Source organism: Microbulbifer sp. SH-1 (assembly GCF_011326135.1).
Taxonomy (GTDB): domain Bacteria; phylum Pseudomonadota; class Gammaproteobacteria; order Pseudomonadales; family Cellvibrionaceae; genus Microbulbifer; species Microbulbifer harenosus.
On record NZ_CP046948.1, the window covers coordinates 1,771,996 to 1,788,822 of the forward strand.

13 protein-coding genes are annotated in these 16,827 nt (G+C 57.8%); 3 read left to right on the top strand and 10 right to left on the bottom strand.

Annotated features, from left to right (window positions below; translation table 11 throughout):
- Positions 1 to 20: 20 nt before the first annotated feature.
- Together GNX18_RS07695 and GNX18_RS07700 are read right to left on the bottom strand one after the other, a co-directional pair.
- Complete coding sequence (locus tag GNX18_RS07695) at positions 21 to 1,388, bottom strand: aldehyde dehydrogenase family protein (RefSeq protein ID WP_166216736.1); 1,368 nt, start codon at positions 1,386 to 1,388, stop codon at positions 21 to 23.
- A gap of 18 nt (positions 1,389 to 1,406) precedes the next feature.
- On the bottom strand, positions 1,407 to 2,180 hold the full coding sequence (locus GNX18_RS07700; protein ID WP_138237232.1) for a sulfite exporter TauE/SafE family protein: 774 nt from the start codon (positions 2,178 to 2,180) through the stop codon (positions 1,407 to 1,409).
- A 353-nt stretch (positions 2,181 to 2,533) separates the two neighbouring features.
- Between GNX18_RS07700 and GNX18_RS07705 the strand changes: the two genes are divergently transcribed.
- Entirely contained in the window at positions 2,534 to 4,075 is a 1,542-nt protein-coding gene (locus GNX18_RS07705; RefSeq protein ID WP_166216739.1) for a thymidine phosphorylase family protein, read from the top strand.
- The gene (locus GNX18_RS07710) at positions 4,072 to 5,433 is read left to right on the top strand and encodes an MBL fold metallo-hydrolase RNA specificity domain-containing protein (RefSeq protein WP_166216742.1); all 1,362 of its coding nucleotides are present in this window, start codon (positions 4,072 to 4,074) and stop codon (positions 5,431 to 5,433) included. Before GNX18_RS07705 ends, GNX18_RS07710 begins: the two co-directional genes overlap by 4 nt.
- 93 nt (positions 5,434 to 5,526) lie before the next feature.
- On the opposite strand, the gene GNX18_RS07715 is transcribed toward GNX18_RS07710, so the two are convergent.
- From GNX18_RS07715 to GNX18_RS07745, 7 genes are all read right to left on the bottom strand, one after another.
- Positions 5,527 to 6,483, bottom strand: coding sequence for an acetyl-CoA carboxylase carboxyltransferase subunit alpha (locus GNX18_RS07715; protein WP_166216745.1), 957 nt, complete (start codon positions 6,481 to 6,483; stop codon positions 5,527 to 5,529).
- A 208-nt stretch (positions 6,484 to 6,691) separates the two neighbouring features.
- Positions 6,692 to 10,222 carry a DNA polymerase III subunit alpha gene (dnaE, locus tag GNX18_RS07720; protein WP_166216748.1) on the bottom strand — a complete coding sequence of 1,177 codons (3,531 nt, stop codon included), beginning with the start codon at positions 10,220 to 10,222 and terminating at the stop codon, positions 6,692 to 6,694.
- Between the two features lie 427 nt (positions 10,223 to 10,649).
- Positions 10,650 to 10,892 (bottom strand): DUF1289 domain-containing protein, encoded by a 243-nt coding sequence (locus tag GNX18_RS07725; RefSeq protein WP_166216751.1) that lies wholly within the window; start codon positions 10,890 to 10,892, stop codon positions 10,650 to 10,652.
- Positions 10,885 to 11,436 carry a gamma carbonic anhydrase family protein gene (locus GNX18_RS07730; protein WP_166216754.1) on the bottom strand — a complete coding sequence of 184 codons (552 nt, stop codon included), beginning with the start codon at positions 11,434 to 11,436 and terminating at the stop codon, positions 10,885 to 10,887. The genes GNX18_RS07725 and GNX18_RS07730 overlap by 8 nt, the downstream gene beginning before the upstream one ends.
- A gap of 102 nt (positions 11,437 to 11,538) precedes the next feature.
- Complete coding sequence (locus GNX18_RS07735; protein WP_166216756.1) at positions 11,539 to 12,021, bottom strand: methylated-DNA--[protein]-cysteine S-methyltransferase; 483 nt, start codon at positions 12,019 to 12,021, stop codon at positions 11,539 to 11,541.
- Positions 12,018 to 13,529 carry a DNA-3-methyladenine glycosylase 2 gene (locus GNX18_RS07740; protein ID WP_166216759.1) on the bottom strand — a complete coding sequence of 504 codons (1,512 nt, stop codon included), beginning with the start codon at positions 13,527 to 13,529 and terminating at the stop codon, positions 12,018 to 12,020. The genes GNX18_RS07735 and GNX18_RS07740 overlap by 4 nt, the downstream gene beginning before the upstream one ends.
- A 226-nt stretch (positions 13,530 to 13,755) precedes the next feature.
- Positions 13,756 to 14,760 (bottom strand): LysR family transcriptional regulator, encoded by a 1,005-nt coding sequence (locus GNX18_RS07745; RefSeq protein ID WP_166216762.1) that lies wholly within the window; start codon positions 14,758 to 14,760, stop codon positions 13,756 to 13,758.
- 157 nt (positions 14,761 to 14,917) lie between these two features.
- Between GNX18_RS07745 and GNX18_RS07750 the strand changes: the two genes are divergently transcribed.
- A complete protein-coding gene (locus tag GNX18_RS07750; RefSeq protein WP_166216765.1) occupies positions 14,918 to 16,114 on the top strand; it encodes an MFS transporter in 1,197 nt (398 codons plus the stop codon).
- Positions 16,115 to 16,216: 102 nt separating this feature from the next.
- Here the strand turns inward: GNX18_RS07750 and GNX18_RS07755 are convergent, their stop codons facing one another.
- Positions 16,217 to 16,825 (bottom strand): DNA-3-methyladenine glycosylase I, encoded by a 609-nt coding sequence (locus GNX18_RS07755; protein ID WP_166216768.1) that lies wholly within the window; start codon positions 16,823 to 16,825, stop codon positions 16,217 to 16,219.
- Between the last annotated feature and the right edge of the window lie 2 nt (positions 16,826 to 16,827).

Sequence of the window (16,827 nt, forward strand, 5' to 3'; positions counted from 1 at the left end):
TTCTTATCAAGTCAGTTGGATCAGATCACCAGTGTTTTCTGGTAGCTCATTTCGCGGATCGCGTAGCGCACGCCCTCTCGCCCTACCCCGCTTTCCTTTACGCCACCGAATGGGAAATGTTCTGCGCGGAATCCGGGGCCGTCGTTGACGGCGAGCAGGCCTACGTCCAGTTGGTTGTACAGGCGTTTGGCCAGTGCGAGGTTCTGGGTGAATACGCCGGCCTGGAGGCCGAACGGTGAGCTGTTGATGAGGGAGATCAGTTCGGATTCATCGTAGAATTTGCGCAGCGGGACGACCGGGCCGAAGGTTTCTTCGGCGACCAGTTCGGCGTCGTCGGGGACATTGCTGAGAATGGTTGGCCAGAGGATGTTGCCTTCGCGCTTGTGCCCGAACAGCACGCTGGCGCCGGCATGTACTGCAGCATGGATTCTCGCCTCGACTTCGTCGGCGGCAGCGGTGTGGATCAGTGGGCCAATGAAAGTGTCGTCTTCGGCAGGGTTGCCGACCTTCAGTTTTGCGGTGGCCGCAACCAGTTTTTCGGCGAAGGTATCGAACACTTCGCTGTGCACGAACAGGCGTTTGGCGGCGGTGCAGCGCTGGCCGGCGGTGGCGAAGCGCTGGTTGACGGTGGCATTTACGGCGGCGTCCAAGTCGGCGTCGGGCATGACGATGAGCGGGTCGTTGCCGCCGAGTTCGAACAGCATTTTCTTGTAGCCGGCGTTGGCGGCAATGGCGTTGGCGGCGGCGGTGCCACCGGTGAAGTTGATAGCCTGGATCTGCGGGTGTTTGACGGCGTAGCTGGTGGCCTCGATGTCGGGGATCAGCAGTTGCAGTACGGATCTGTGCATGCCGGCGGCGTAGCAGAGCTCTACCAACAATTCCGCGGAGCGTTTGTTCTGCGGGCCGGGTTTGAACAGGATGGTATTGCCGGCGGCGAAGGCCGGGCCGATTTTGTGTACGGCGATATTGATGGGGAAGTTGAACGGGGTGATGCACAGAACGGTGCCAAGCGGCTTCCACAGCACCACGCCGATTTTTTCGCGCATGGGCGGGAATGCATCGGAGTCGAGGGCTTCGCCGTTGATATTGCGGGCTTCCATGGCGCTTGCCAGTGCGGTGTTGTAGGCGCGGTCGATTTCCACGCGGCTGTCGCTGATGGTTTTTCCGGTCTCCTCAGTGATCGCGCGGGCCAGGTCTTCTTTTCGTTCGAGGAGCAAATGCGCGAGCTTCAGCAGGATATTGGAGCGCTCGAACGCCGGTGTAGCCTGCTGGATCTTGCGGCCGGCCACCAGGGTATCGATGGCTTGGGCAACCTGTTCTCTGGTGTAGAAGTCGTAGACTTCAATCAATTCACCGTTGTATGGATTGATGATCTGGTAGTCGGCCATGGAAACACCTGTACGTTTTTATACGGCAAATAATTGGTAAACAATGCGGCCACCGGCAATAAGCAGCGCGGCGCGCATCAGATGGAAGAACAGTTCGCTGTTGATCCGGTTCAGCAGTGCAATGCCAATGCGGGTGCCGATAATGGCGGCTACGGTGAGCAGCAGGATCAGCCCCAGATGATCGGAGAAGGCAAAGCCGAGATAAATGAATGCAGGTACTTTGAGTGCGTGACACCAGGCCTGCATGACGGATTTGTTGGCGACGATCTCTTTCGGCGTCATGTCCTTGCGCACGAAGAATGCGGCCAGTAGCGGGTCCACCGCACCGGCAACAATACCGAGGGTGCCGGTGGCGATGCCCACCCAGAAAAAATTGCGCGGCTTGAGGCGGATTTCCGGGAGTTTTTTCGGTTTGAAGACGGTGTAAAAAATCAGCCCGGCCAGCAGCACCAGAGGCAGTTGTTGCCAATCCAGTTTCGCGAGCCCCAGGGTCATTGCCGCGGAGCCTAAGGTGCAGCCGATAAAGAACGGGATGCACTGGTCCCAGCGGATGTGCTCGCGCACGTAGACCACACGGGCGAGGTTATTCATCAACTGCACCGCGCCGTGAATCGGCACCAGCGCGCGCAGGGGGATCACCACATTGAGCGCGGCAAACATCAGGATGCCGCCCGCGCCGCCGGTAACCGCGGAAATGAAGGCGCTGACCACACAGACAAGCAACAGCAACCCGAGGGCAAGGCTGGGGTTCTGATCTGGCATCAGACTGAAAAGCGCACCCAACTCGGCCAAGGCCTTCCCCTGTTTACTATCGCTATGCGGACGGTTTTTGAACGATGGGCAGTGTACCCATAAGACAGGGACAAACCCAGTAGTCACGGACCTGTTGCTGGTTATTTTGGGACACACCTGAGGTTTTAGCGATGGTCACCGCTGGTACCCGGCCAGTATCGACACCAAAGGTGAATCTCCCGGAGCAGGCCGCGGAGCGCATCCTCGCTTACCGCGCCACTTGCCGCTGTCACATATTCGGACTTGAATTAAACAGAGAGCTGATTTTACCGACACGATGGAAGCGAGGGGTGACAGTACCCACTCAACTTCCGCAGCAGACAGCTCCCGACATGAATTGCCAGGAAGACTGCATGTCACGGGCACTACCGCTTTACGCGTATAGAATGGGTATCGATACCCACCAGGAACCGCGGGTTTATATGCGCGCCGATTGCGCCATCTGTCGCGCAGAAGGCTATACCGCCAGTACTCGTCTGCAGATCAAGACCGAATCCCGCTCCCTGATTGCCACCCTGAATACCGTGGCTGATCACATCCTCCCCCACGGCAGCATCGGATTCTCCGACAGCGCCTGGGAATTCCTCGCCCTGGTACAGGGGCAAGCGGTGACGGTGCACCATGTTCCTGAGATCCGGTCGCTCAGCGCACTGCGCAAAAAGATTTACGGCCATCCGCTGAACGCCGACGAGATCAGTGGTGTCATTCAGGATATCGGTCGGCACCTGTATTCCGATATTGAAATTGCAGGGTTTATTACCGCCTGTGCCGGCGGTCGCCTGACATCGTCGGAGACTACCGCTCTGACGCGGGCAATGGCGCAGATCGGCAACCAGCTACACTGGCCGCAGTATGAACGGGTATTCGACAAGCACAGTATCGGTGGCCTGCCCGGTAACCGCACGACGCCCATTGTGGTGTCCATTGTCAGTGCCGCAGGGCTGATCATCCCCAAGACATCCTCCCACGCGATCACCTCGCCCGCGGGCACCGCCGATACCATGGCGGTACTCACCAGCGTTGATCTGACACTCGAGCGATTGCGCAAGGTCATTGACCGCACCGGCGCCTGCCTGGCCGCCGGCGGTAAAGTTGGGCTCAGCCCGACCGACGACCTGTTGATCCGTATTGAACGCGCTCTGGATCTCGACAGCGAAGGCCAGCTTGTCGCCTCCGTTCTATCCAAAAAAATGGCCGCCGGCTCCACCCATGTCCTGATCGACATGCCTGTGGGCCCGACGGCGAAGCTCCGCAACCAAAAACAGGCCAAGGTGCTATCAAAGCTGTTCCATGATGTCGCCAGTGCGCTCGGACTGACGATGAGATGTGTGATGACCGATGGCACCGAAGCCGTCGGCAACGGTATTGGGCCGGCGGAGGAAGCAAGGGACGTGCTGAGCGTGCTGCGCAACGAAAGCGCCGCACCAACAGACCTGGTGGCCCGCGCCCTGTATCTATCCGGACAGCTACTGTCGATGGCAACCGGCGTGGATGATGTACAGGCCTTGCAGCAGGCGCGAGAAATTCTGCACTCCGGGCAGGCGTGGATACAGTTTCGTGCGATCTGCGAGGCCCAGGGCGGACTTCGCGATGTGCCTGTGGCCAGTCATCACATCGAACTGCGCAGTGAGTATGCCGGCAAGCTGCTCGGTATGGACAACCGGCGCCTCGCGCGTCTGGCGAAGGTCGCCGGAGCGCCCGCGTCACCGGAAGCCGGATTGCGCTTGAGGGTCAAGGTAGGCGATAGCGTCGAGGCCCGGCAACCACTCGCCACCCTGTATGCCGCCACGCCAGGCGAACTGGCCTACGCGCGGGAATATTTCCACCAGAACCGGGACTTGTTTGAGTTTTCCCCGGTGAATACCCCTCTTCCACAAGCAGAGCAACAGCAGTGAATATCACGTTTCTCGGCGTCACCGGAACCGTCACCGGTTCAAAGTTTCTTGTCAGCGTGGACCAGGGAAAAACAGAGTTTCTCGTGGATTGCGGTCTGTTCCAGGGGTACAAGTGGTTGCGCGAGCGCAACTGGGAAGCCCCGATGTTCGACTATCACCGCCTCGCCGGCATTGTGCTCACCCACGCCCACCTGGATCACTCGGGATATATTCCCCGCCTGTACGAGTTGGGCTACCGAGGGCCCGTATACTGTCATCACGCCACCATGGATCTGTGCTCAATCCTGCTGCCGGATGCCGGGCGCATCCAGGAAGAAGATGCGCAGTACTACCGACGTCACCGGCTCGGAAAACACAGCCACCCGGAACCGCTCTACAATGGCGACACCGCCGAACGCTGCCTGGAGCTGTTTCAGCCGGTGGGCTTTGACCAAACCTTTCCTATAGGCAGTGCGAAACTGTACTTCCAGCCCGTGGGACATATTCTCGGCGCCGGCAGCGCCATACTGCACGCGGAAGGCAAGCGCGTAGGGTTTTCCGGTGATGTGGGCCGCGCAGACGACCTCATCATGCACCCACCGAGACCACTGCCGGAGCTCGACCTACTGCTGATGGAATCCACTTATGGAGACCGTCGCCATCCACAGATCGATCACAAGGCACAGCTGGCGGAGATCGTGAATCGGGTGGTAGCGCGCGGCGGCGTTCTACTGATTCCGAGCTTTGCGGTCGGCCGCGCGCAAACATTGCAGTTTCTGCTGCTCTCCTTAATGCGCGAGAACAGGATTCCCAAGCTGCCCGTCATCCTCGACAGCCCAATGGCGATCGACGCGTCCGAAATCTACTCCCGTTACCCTGAACAACACCGTCTCAGCGCCGAGAACTGCACCTTCATGTGTCGGGGTATCCAGTACACTCGCAGTGTCGATCAATCGAAAGCGCTGGAGAATATCCACTTCCCGCACATCATCATCGCTGGCAGCGGCATGGCAACCGGCGGTCGTGTTTTGCATCACATGAAACGCCTGTTGCCGGATCACCGCGCCACAGTTTTGTTCACCGGCTATCAGGCGGGCGGCACCCGCGGCGCGCGCATGCTGGCGGGCTCAAGTAGCGTAAAAATCCACGGGGAATATGTGCCCTGCAAGGCGCAGATAGAAGTGCTCGAGGGGCTTTCGGCCCACGCTGATTATGTGGAGCTCGGTGATTGGCTGCGCAGCTCCAAGCTGAAAGCCGGCACCCCGATCATGCTGGTGCACGGCGAACCAGACGCAGCCGACTGCCTGCGGCTTTACCTGCAGGACCACACACCATTCGGGGTAGAGGTGGCGCAATACCACGGTATCTATCGACTGTAACGGAGCGATGGCACTATAAACGACAACGGCAACCGAAGTTGCCGTTGTCGTTTGCAGGCGGTGGACGCCGCCGAGACTCTCTGACTTTTACACTCAGCCAGTGACGTTTCCGTAGCTCATCAGGCGCTGATAGCGCTTTTCCAGCAGTTCGTCGATCGGCACCGCCGTCAGTTTGTCCAACTGCTCAGACAGGCGATCCCGCAGGCGTGCCGCCATCAGGTCCGGATCGCGGTGCGCGCCGCCGAGGGGTTCTGTAATCGTCTCGTCGACGATACCCAGCTCTTCCAGCACACCGGAAGTCACCCCCATGGCCTCGGCCGCCAGCGGCGCCTTCTCCACAGTTTTCCAGATGATATTGGCGCAACCTTCCGGGGAAATCACAAAATAGGTGGAGTACTGCAGCATGTTCAGCTGGTCGCCCACACCAATCGCCAGCGCGCCACCGGAAGAACCTTCACCAATCACGGTACAGATGATCGGCGTGCGCAGGCGCGACATCACCGCCAGGTTTTTGGCAATCGCCTCGGAAATGCCGCGCTCTTCGCTGTCGATGCCAGGATAGGCCCCGGGGGTGTCGATCAGGGTCAGCACCGGCAATTTGAAGCGCTCGGCCATCTCCATGATGCGCTGGGCCTTGCGGTAGCCCTCCGGCTTCGGCATGCCGAAATTGCGCTTTACCTTTTCGTTGACGGTGCGGCCCTTCTCCTCGCCGATCACCGCCACCGGGCGGCCTTCGAGACGGCCGATACCGGCGATGATGGCCTTGTCGTCGCCGAAGTGACGATCGCCATGCAGCTCGTCCCAATCGGTGAAAATGCGCTCGATATAGTCCTTGGCATAGGGCCGCTGCGGGTGCCGCGCCACCTGCACAACCTGCCAGGGAGACAGGTCGGAGTAGATGGATTCAGTGAGCTTCTCGCTCTTCTCCCGCAGGCGGGTGATCTCCTCAGCAATATTGAGCTCGTTGTCGTCGCCCACATGCTGAAGTTCCTTGATCTTGCTTTCCAGTTCCGCAATCGGCTGTTCAAACTCGAGAAAACTGAACTTCATTTATTTCGCGCCTTGATAATTCTGTGGGCCTGCCAAATGTTGGAAAATGCGACTAAATCACCCCGATCAGTCGCAAACAGACCTCGTCTACTGAAAATGGCGGCTAGCTTACCGGGATAGAACCACTCAGTCGAGTGCACGGGTCACTTACCACTATCCAAGTATCACCGGCACCACACCGCACCAGTGCCTTCTGAGAGGCACAGACCTATTGCCGCTGAGTGTAGTTGAGCTTGACCCGCTCGCGGCCGATCACCTCCCGCAGGGACTGGATCAGCTGGTCGTTCGGCTCCACCTTCCACTCGTCTGCAAGGCGGAAGGTACCGCGCGCGTCGCTGCGCTCCACCTCCACCAGAATCGGGCAGCTGCCGCCCACATAGGGCCGCAGGCAGGCACCCAGGCGTTGCCCCATTTTCGGCAGCGCCTGGGCACTATCGAGCTTCAGGGTCACGCCGATCACACTGCCACTGCGCAGATCGTCCAGCGTAGACACACTGTTAACGCTCATCTTGAGACCGCCGCTGTAATCGTCGTGGGATATCGAGCCTTCCAGTACCAGCAGCGAATCCTTCACCAGCTTTTCCCGGTGCTGGCCGAACGCCTCACTGAACACCGCCGCCTCGATGCGCGCGCTGCGGTCGTCCAGGGTAACAATCGCCATGGAATCGCCGCGCTTGGTTTTCATCACCCGCATACCCACCACCAGGCCGGCCACCTTCTGATTCTCGCGGCCAGGTTTGAGGTCGGCAATACGCGCCTGCACCAGATGCTTGAGCTCTTCCTCATATTCGTCGATGGGGTGGCCGGTGAGGTACAGACCAAGAGTATTCTTCTCGCCCTCAAGACGCTCGCGGATACTCCACGGCCGCGCATTGCGGAAGTCCTGGTACACATCGCCTTCCGATGCGGTGCGCACTACCTCACCGAACAGGTCCATCATGCCCGCGCTGTCGTTCTTGCTCTGCTGCTCCGCGGATTTCACCGCTTCGTCCAGCGCGGCGAACAATACCGCGCGGGAGTAATCCAGGCCATCGGCACCGCCGGTATCCGGCCCTATGCTGTCCAGCGCTCCGGAGCGCACCAGCGCTTCCAACGCGCGCTTGTTGACCTTGCGAGGATCGATGCGCGAGCAGAAGTCGAACAGGTCCTTGAACGGGCCGTTTTTCTGCCGCTCGCTGATGATATTGTCGATCGGGCCTTCCCCCAGCCCCTTGATGGCACCGAGACCGTAGATGATCCGGTTTTTGCCATTCTCGGAGACGGGCACGGAGAACTGGTAATTGCCCAGGTTCACATCCGGCGGTACCAGATCGAGCTTCATCGCCCGGCATTCTTCGATGAACGTCACCACCTTGTCGGTCTTGTCCATATCCGACGACATAGTGGCGGCCATGAACTGAGCCGGATAGTGCGCCTTCAACCAGGCGGTCTGGTAAGACACCAGCGCGTAGGCCGCGGAGTGGGATTTGTTGAAGCCGTAACCGGCGAACTTCTCCACCAGGTCGAAGATCTTCATCGCCAGATCAGGGTCTACGCCCTGGGACTTGGCACCATCCGCGAACGTGCTGCGCTGTTTCGCCATCTCCTCGGGTTTTTTCTTACCCATGGCCCGGCGCAGCATGTCCGCGCCGCCAAGGGTATAGCCCGCGAGCTCCTGCGCGATCTGCATTACCTGTTCCTGGTAAACGATCACGCCGTAGGTGGGCTCGAGAATCGGTTTCAGTTTCTCGTGCTGGTATTTGGCATCCGGGTAGGCCACCTGCGCGCGGCCGTGCTTGCGGTTGATGAAGTCGTCCACCATGCCCGACTGCAGCGGGCCCGGGCGGAACAGCGCCACCAGCGCGATCATATCCTCGAGGTTGTCCGGCTGCAGGCGCTTGATCAGGTCCTTCATACCGCGGGATTCCAACTGGAATACCGCGGTAGTCTCGGCGCGTTTGATCAGTTTGAACGTTTCTTCGTCATCCAGCGGCAGCGCTTCGATGACCAGCGGCTCCTTGCCTTCGCTCGCGCGCTGCTCGTCCACCATCACCTTGGCCCAGTCGATGATGGTCAGTGTGCGCAGACCGAGGAAGTCGAACTTCACCAGGCCCGCGTCTTCCACGTCGTTCTTGTCGAACTGGGTTACCAGGCCGGCACCGGTCTCGTCACAGTAGAGCGGTGCAAAATCTGTGAGTTTGGTGGGGGCGATCACCACACCACCAGCGTGCTTGCCGACGTTACGCGCCACGCCCTCGAGCTGCAGCGCCATCTCCCAGATTTCCTGACCCTCTTCGTCGTTCTCCAGGAATTCGCGCAGCACTTCTTCCTGCTCAAACGCCTTCTGCAGGGTCATACCCACGTCGGCGGGAATCATTTTCGAGAGCTTGTCGGCGAGGCCGTAAGACTTTCCCTGCACCCGCGCCACGTCCCGCACCACCGCCTTCGCGGCCATGGTACCGAAAGTGATGATCTGGCTTACCGCGTTGCGGCCGTAGTTTTCCGCCACATAGTTGATCACCCGGTCGCGCTTCTCCATGCAGAAGTCGACATCGAAGTCGGGCATGGAAACCCGCTCCGGGTTCAGGAAACGTTCGAACAGCAGGTCGTACTGCAGCGGGTCCAGGTCGGTAATTTTCTGCGAATACGCAATCAGAGAGCCCGCACCGGAACCCCGCCCGGGGCCGACGGGAATATTGTGATCCTTGGCCCACTGGATAAAGTCCATCACGATCAGGAAGTAGCCCGGGAACCCCATCTGAATCACGATATCCAGCTCAAAGCGCAGACGGTCTTCGTAGACCTTCTTGCGCGCTTCGTAATCCGGCGCGGACTTGTCGAGAATGGTTTCAAGCCGCTCGTAGAGACCGTCGAAGGAGACCTTCTCGAAGAATTCGTTTTCGGTCATGCCCTCGGGAATCGGGAACTGCGGCAGGAAGTATTTGCCCAGCTGGATCGGCGCAGAACAGCGGCGCGCAATTTCCACGGTATTTTCCAGCGCTTCCGGCAGATCCTTGAACAGTTCGCACATTTCTTCCGGCGAACGCAGATACTGCTCGGAGGAATAGCGCCGCTCGCGGCGGGGATCATCCAGCGTACGCCCCTCGCGGATACACACCCGCACCTCGTGGGCCTCGAATTCGCTGTCTTCCAGGAAGCGCACATCATTGGTCGCCACCACCGGCAGATTGAGCTGCCCCGCGAGCCTCACCGCTGCGTGCAAGTATTCTTCATCGCCCGGACGCCCGGTGCGCTGCAGCTCCAGGTAATAACGCCCCGGAAAAATATTCGCCCACTCACTCGCCAGCGCCTCCGCCTGCGCATTGCGCCCGGCAATCAGCGCCCGGCCCACATCGCCGTACTTGGCACCGGAAAGCATCAACACCCCTTCCGCGTACTCCTTCACCCACTCGCGCTGGATGTACGCATGCCCGTGGTACTGCCCCTCCATCCAGGCGCGGGAGATCAGCTCGGTGATGTTGCGGTAACCGGTGGTATTCAGCGCGTACAGCGTCAGCAGCGTCGGCTGCTCTTCCCCACCTTCTTTCAACCAGAAATCTGCACCAGTGATTGGCTTAATGCCGGCACCGAGACAGGCTTTGTAAAATTTTACCTGCGCATAGAAGTTGGTCTGATCCGTGATCGCCGCCGCGGGCATTTCCAGCTCCGCCAGACGGCCGACCAGCGGCTTGATGCGCACCAAACCGTCGATAAGGGAAAACTCGGAGTGGATTCTTAAATGTACGAAAGGTTGGGTCATTCTCTATCGTTCTTTTCTGGCCCGGAGGTTGTGTATCGAGCTCTGATCCGGGTACGCACCGATGGGCGGTAAGCCCTTCCGGGACACGCGGTGAATACTTCCATGTAGCTCTGCGCCGACATCCCTGTCGGCGAAGGTCCCGGAAGGGCTTACCGCCCCTCGGTGCTTAGTGCAATTCTGAAAATTAATTACTTCGTAAGCGCTCACCCAAACCTAAAAGGGCGCGGCACTCAAAATTCCTGACGGAGACAACGGCGTGACGCGAAGGCGGAGCACCGGGTGGGAGTTTTCAGGAGCGTCGCAAACAGGAAGTTTGCGCCGCAGCGCCCAGGGATGGGTTCACAGCGGTCCTGAAAACTCCCACCCGGTGATCCGCCGCCAAAAAAACCAAACCAGATCCCGGGCTCAGGATCACTGCGAACTGGACCTAATCGGACCACCAGACCCGGCGCATCTGCACCGCCCGCTCATGGCACCTACCCAATACCTGCTTTTTCTCAGCGTTAGACATCCGCCCCCACTGACTGATCTCAGTCCCGGAGCGAAAGCACCCCTCACAGATATCCTCGCGATTCAGTGCGCACACCGACACACAGGGCGACTTCACCGGAAACTCGAATTCCGGCTCAGGGTCCTTGTCTTTCAGACGACTCCAATCGCTCTCAGCCATCGCTCACATTACCGTTCACAGCATCCACCGGCACCAGCTCTTCCGAAAACCGCTTGCCGTTAGACACATAAATCTCACTGCTCGCCTTCAGCAACTCAAACGTCGACTCATCCAACGTCTTCACCACCTTGCCCGGGCTACCCAGCACCAGCGAAAAATCCGGAATCTCCGCATTCTCCTTCACCAGCGCGTTGGCACCAATGATGCAGCAGCGGCCAATTCTGGCCCCATTCAACACCACGGAGTTCATCCCAACCAGGGAGTACTCGCCAATCTGGCAACCGTGCAGCGTCACCTTATGCCCCACAGTCACCCCGGTGCCAACTACCAGAGGCATCCCCGGGTCCGTATGCAGCACCGAGCCATCCTGGATATTGGCCCGCTCACCGATGGTGATCAGGTCGTTATCGCCGCGGATCACCGCGTTAAACCACACCGAACTGTGGGACTTCAGCAGTACATGGCCGATTACCCGGGCACCAGGGGCAATGAAATGGCCCTCGCCTTCAAGCTGTGGCTGTTTATCACCCAATCGGTACAGCATTTGGCCTCCGGTCATCGTGTGGCGGCAGTAAAAATCAGCCCGGCATTATCCCGCCCAAGGCCCCCGATTGCCACCCTTGCGAGGGCTGACCGAGTGGACACATCAACCGATCAACGCCCCTTCCAAAACCAGCAACCGCGCCTTCATCTCCAGCCCACCCGCATAGCCCGTCAGGGTGCCGTCGGAACCGATCACACGGTGACAGGGAACCACAATAGATAGCGGGTTGGCACCATTGGCCCGCGCAACCGCGCGCACCGCTTTCGGGTTGCCAATCGCCTCCGCCAGCTCGCGATAATTGCGGGTTTCCCCATAAGGAATGGCGCAGAGCGCCCGCCACACGGACTGCTGGAATGGCGTGCCGGCAGCCGACAGCGGCAGATCGAATCCCTGCCGTTCACCGCGGAAATACGCCTGCAGCTGTGCCGCCGCCAAATCCGTCAGCGGCGTCGCGTCCCGCCGCCACCCTTCCCGCACCGGCAGAGGGCGCTTGCCCGCCTGCAGGTCGATCCCCACAAGCCCGGTATCGCTGGCGGCAATACCGAGCTCGCCGAAGGTACTGTGGTAAATTTCATAACAGATCATTTTTCGTCTCCCGAGGACGAACTCAGTTTCAGGGACTGCCAGAGCAGCAGTGCAGCGTATGCCCGCCAAGGGCGCCAGGATTCGGCGCGCGCCAACGCCTGCTTGGGCGTCGCCTTCCGGTCCCCGTCATTCTCCTTGCCGAATGCAATCAGGATTCCCAGATCCGAGGCCGGGAAAGCATCCGGCATGGAAAGGCCGCGCATAGCGGTGTAATGGGCGGTCCAGTCTCCGATGCCGGGCAAAGCCGTCATCTGCGCACAAAAGCGCTCGAGATCCGGTTCGTCGAAGTCGATTTCGCCATCCAGGGTCGCGGCGACAAAATGCTGCAACGTCTTCGCGCGGGTACGGGTAACGCCAATATCGGAGAAATCGGCACCACTCAACTGTTCCGCCGAGGGAAATAGCAGCACCGGCTCCCCTTCCGGCCCAGTGAATGTTTCTCCGTAGCGGTTTGCGATCCGCCCTGCAATCGTCGTTGCTGCGGCAACGGAGATCTGTTGACCGAGGATGGCCCTCAGAGTGTACTCAAAAGGATCCCAGGCACCTGGCAAGCGCACCCCCGGGCTTTGCAGCAATACTTTCCCGAGCAAGGGGTCCCCCTGCAAATGCACACAAATTTGCTCGCTGTCCGCATCCAGATCGAACAACCGCCGCAGCTTCTCCCGCAAAGGGTACAGAACCGCCGCGGCCCCCTCCCCGTAAACCGTAACCCGAAGCCTGTCCTTCTCCGGCTCATGGGCAACCCGCAATACGCCGCGCCGTCCATTCAGCCGAAAGCTACGCTGGTACACCGCCTCCTCAGGCGTATTCCCGACGACCACTCGCTCCACCCCCGGCAAAGCCCTTGCCGCAAAGAAGCCCAGCAGCTCCGGCCAGTCAAACGGTGGGCGATAACTCAGATAGATCCGCACAGGCTCCGCCTCCGGGTGCACCGAACCAGAGGCCATACCCGACCGCTCCCGGCGCACTTCGCTCGGCGTACGCTGGTATATTGCTTTAAACACCCCATTGAACCGGCGCAGGCTGTTGAACCCGGCAGCAAAGGCGATATCGCCAACGGACAGACTGGTATCTCGCAACAGACTGAATGCAAACAGCGCGCGCTCAGTCTGCCAGACCTGCAACGGACTGAGGCCGATATGATCCGCAAAAAGCTTGCGCAAATAACGGCTGGTAATACCGAGCCGCTCCGCCAGCTCCTCTATGGACTGGGCCTCGCGCTCGCGACGCATCAAACCCAGAGCGCGCTGAACGGTCGTGGATACCAGACCCCACGCGGGACTTCCGGGCGCGGCATCGGGGCGACAGCGCAGACAAGGGCGATAGCCGGCGGCAGCGGCCTCCGCGGCCGTAGCAAAATACTCTACATTGCGCTCCAACGGCGGGCGCGCAGGGCAGACAGGGCGGCAGAAAATACCCGTGGTCTTTACCGCGGTGTAGAAACGCCCATCGAACCGCTTATCGCGTGCCATCCGGGCGCTGTGGCAAATCTCTGGATCAGGTTGCATCTCATGTTCACTGGTTGGTCTACAAGTACCAGTGTATGGCCATGGCGGCAGCCGGGCTAGTCAGATTCGGAACTGACAATCAGGAGTGACAATGCACGCTTCAAGCGCGCGGTCTGTCGTCCCGTATGGTGCATACGGAAGAATACCGGGAGAGCTCAGAACTCGCTGGTCAAAAGAAGTGGGAGACAACCACCCTGACACATAGGGGGTTTTCGCAAAACCGGAACTAGACGCTTGCATCCAGGCACAATGTCAATTCAGGCGGCAATTTCGCAGGAAAATTGACGGCCGGTGTCAAATTCTCGGCCCAGGTGTGATTTGCATTCTCTCCCAGAGACGCCAAGGAGGAAATCAAGAATTCAATAAAGACCTTGACCTTAGCCGGCAAGTAATCGCGTTTGGGGTAAATAGCAAAGACACCGTTTTCCGGCTCTGGGGGTCGGTAATAAGGGTAAAGTGAGACCAAGGCTCCACTTCGCAAACCGGATTTCGCCAGAAAATGAGGCAACTGCGCAAAACCCAATCCATCGGCACACATATACGCCATCGCTTCGCCATCGTCTGTAATATGACGCGGCACCAATTCAAAAAGCCGGTACTCACCCTTCTCATCGGGTAAAAAAATCGGCTGTAGCTGCTGCGTCTGCTTGATCCGAAAGCCAATCCAACTATGCCGTTTAAAATCATCGGCACAAGTGGGAGTACCGTATGCCGCTAAGTAGTTCGGGGATACACAGGTCAAAAAATCCATAGGACTCAGCCGTCGGGCTACAAGACGGCTGTCTTTTACGTAGCCAGTACGCAGAGCAATATCAATTTCACTTTCAATGATATCTACATGCAAGTCATTGACCTCAAGCTCGAGCTTGATCGCTGGATACCGCTGGCAAAATGCGTGCAGCAAAGGGCGCAGGTAAAGGTGCCCGTAGCACACGGCCGCACTGATGCGAAGCGTACCGCCAGGTAAATCATTCAAGTGCATCAGTTCATGTTCACAGGAAGCGAGGTCCCGCATCATCTTGCGAACAGTAACGGCATATCGCTGACCAGCCTCTGTTACGCGCAAATGTCGGGTCGAGCGCTGAAAGAGCGTCAACTTCAGCTGAGTCTCAAGGCGACTGATCGCCTTGCTGACGGTCGAAGGGTCGGTACCACAACTTCTGGCGGCCGCAGCGAAACTCCCGCCATCACACGTAGCCAAAAAAATTTCCAACAAGCGCAGCTTATCCACTGTCTGCCTGACTCATGCTGTTGACGTCTGTTACAAACATAACATGGATTTCGTGAATTGTATTCACGACTCTTAGGGTGCGCGGTCGATTCATTAAAGAGCTGAGATCCATAGAATTCAACCCAACAGCAGGCTTAAACCACTCATAGGATTAACATTGAACCGGAATCCAACAAAAAAAGTATCTCCCAGCTACTATCTAACCTACGCACTTTTTGCGTTCGTCACCATGGCCGGGCTGTCTTATATTAATTTTCTTCCGGGCGTGGTAAACGCCCTGGCAGGAGACATCGGCTTCAGTGATGCTGAGGCGGGGCAGATAGTCGCACTCAATGGCTATGGCGGATTACTGGGAAGCACTATCGCCATTCTTCTGGTGCGCCGAATAAACTGTCAACCCGCTCTTTTTGTATGTTTCTCTCTACTGGCCTTGATAGACAGCGCCACCGTCTTGTTTGATGACCTCGGTTTGATGCTCATCTGGCGTTTTCTAGCCGGAGTATTGGGCGGCCTATGTCTAGGCATGGCTATCGCATTGCTTGCTCGGCTAGACAATCCAGACCGAGCCTTTGGAACACTATTATTTGTGCAATTCAGCGTTGGCTCACTGGTCATCTATCTTTTACCAGGAGTCGAGGAAATGGTCAGTGCCTATGCGGTATTTTACGTTATGGCCAGCTTTTCGCTGATCAGCCTGCTTTTCATGCTAATTCTGCCCTCGCGCCATTTCGACAGAGATATGTGCAGCCTTTCAGTAGGTTTCTCCCTATCCTTCCAACTCAGCGGCTGGCAAAACGCCGCTTTACTACTGTCCGCTATTATTACCTACCAAATGGCGGCCAGCGCCCTATGGGCATATGTAGGACTGATCGGCACCAACGCGGGCATTACCCATGAAAATGTCAGCAACTATATCGCGATTGCCGGGATGTTAGGGCTACTTGGCGCAGCATGGCCTGTCGTGGTAGGTAATCGTTATGGCCGAATGATCTGGATAGTGGCTGGTACTATCCTGTCAATTACCGCGGCGATATTGCTCAATTTTTCACAGAATACACAACTCTATGTTATCGCCATGGCACTATTATTTCTTTCCTGGCCTGCAGTGCAGTCATATCTGTTAGCGGTAACGGCTGAGTTAGACGGCAGTGGGCGGCTATCAACTATCGCGGCAGTCGCCTCTTCTGTCGGCCTGGCAAAAGGGCCGTTATTCGCATCACTACTTCTTGCCAATGGCAATTATTCCGTAATGCTCTACGCGTGCGCATTCGTTTTCCTATTGAGTTACTTCCTACTACTCAAACCCGTTCAAGCTCAAGAAGAACCCATGACAGCCGCAGCACTGCCACAATAACAATGTGCACGTCAAGCCAGTGAAAATTATCACAACAGTGAGTTCGAGTTAATAGTACATTTTAAATCGTTTGCGCTGCAGCCGACAGGCCGGGCACCATACCTACCGCGGACGCTTAAATCGCTTGCGGGCTTTTTCCACCTTCTCTCTTAGCGCACACCCACTGGAGTGATCATTCACCAGACCCATTGCCTGCATAAACGCATACACTGTGGTAGGGCCTACAAACTTCCAGCCCTGCTTTTTCAAAGCCTTCGAAAGCGCAACCGAGGCTTCCGAGGTCGAAACAGTCTGCGGCTCTGGAAGACTATTCTCGTCTGGCTCAAAACTCCAAAAATAGGCCGCAAGTGAACCTTCCCGACTCACAAGATCTTGTGCCATTTTTGCATTGTTAATAACAGCTTCAATTTTCCCGCGATGGCGCACAATACCCTTATCCCGCAACAGACGCTCAATATCAACCTCGTTAAATTGAGCCACTTTATTGAAGTCGAAACCTGCAAAGGCAGCACGAAAGTTATTACGTTTTGCAAGAATAGTCCGCCAACTGAGCCCAGACTGAAATCCTTCCAAACATATCTTTTCAAACAGCCGAATATCATCGTCGACAGGAAACCCCCACTCCTTATCGTGGTAATCAAAGAAATCAGGAGATGCCGAGCACCAACTGCAACGTAACTTACCATCAGGACCAGCAACAGTAGAGTTCATTT

Coding starts and splice junctions, on each gene's coding strand:
- GNX18_RS07695 (WP_166216736.1), bottom strand. CDS start 1,388: ATGGCCGACTACCAGATCATCAATCCATACAACGGTGAATTGATTGAA.
- GNX18_RS07705 (WP_166216739.1), top strand. CDS start 2,534: ATGTCACGGGCACTACCGCTTTACGCGTATAGAATGGGTATCGATACC.
- GNX18_RS07715 (WP_166216745.1), bottom strand. CDS start 6,483: ATGAAGTTCAGTTTTCTCGAGTTTGAACAGCCGATTGCGGAACTGGAA.
- dnaE (WP_166216748.1), bottom strand. CDS start 10,222: ATGACCCAACCTTTCGTACATTTAAGAATCCACTCCGAGTTTTCCCTT.
- GNX18_RS07725 (WP_166216751.1), bottom strand. CDS start 10,892: ATGGCTGAGAGCGATTGGAGTCGTCTGAAAGACAAGGACCCTGAGCCG.
- GNX18_RS07730 (WP_166216754.1), bottom strand. CDS start 11,436: ATGCTGTACCGATTGGGTGATAAACAGCCACAGCTTGAAGGCGAGGGC.
- GNX18_RS07735 (WP_166216756.1), bottom strand. CDS start 12,021: ATGATCTGTTATGAAATTTACCACAGTACCTTCGGCGAGCTCGGTATT.
- GNX18_RS07740 (WP_166216759.1), bottom strand. CDS start 13,529: ATGCAACCTGATCCAGAGATTTGCCACAGCGCCCGGATGGCACGCGAT.
- GNX18_RS07755 (WP_166216768.1), bottom strand. CDS start 16,825: ATGAACTCTACTGTTGCTGGTCCTGATGGTAAGTTACGTTGCAGTTGG.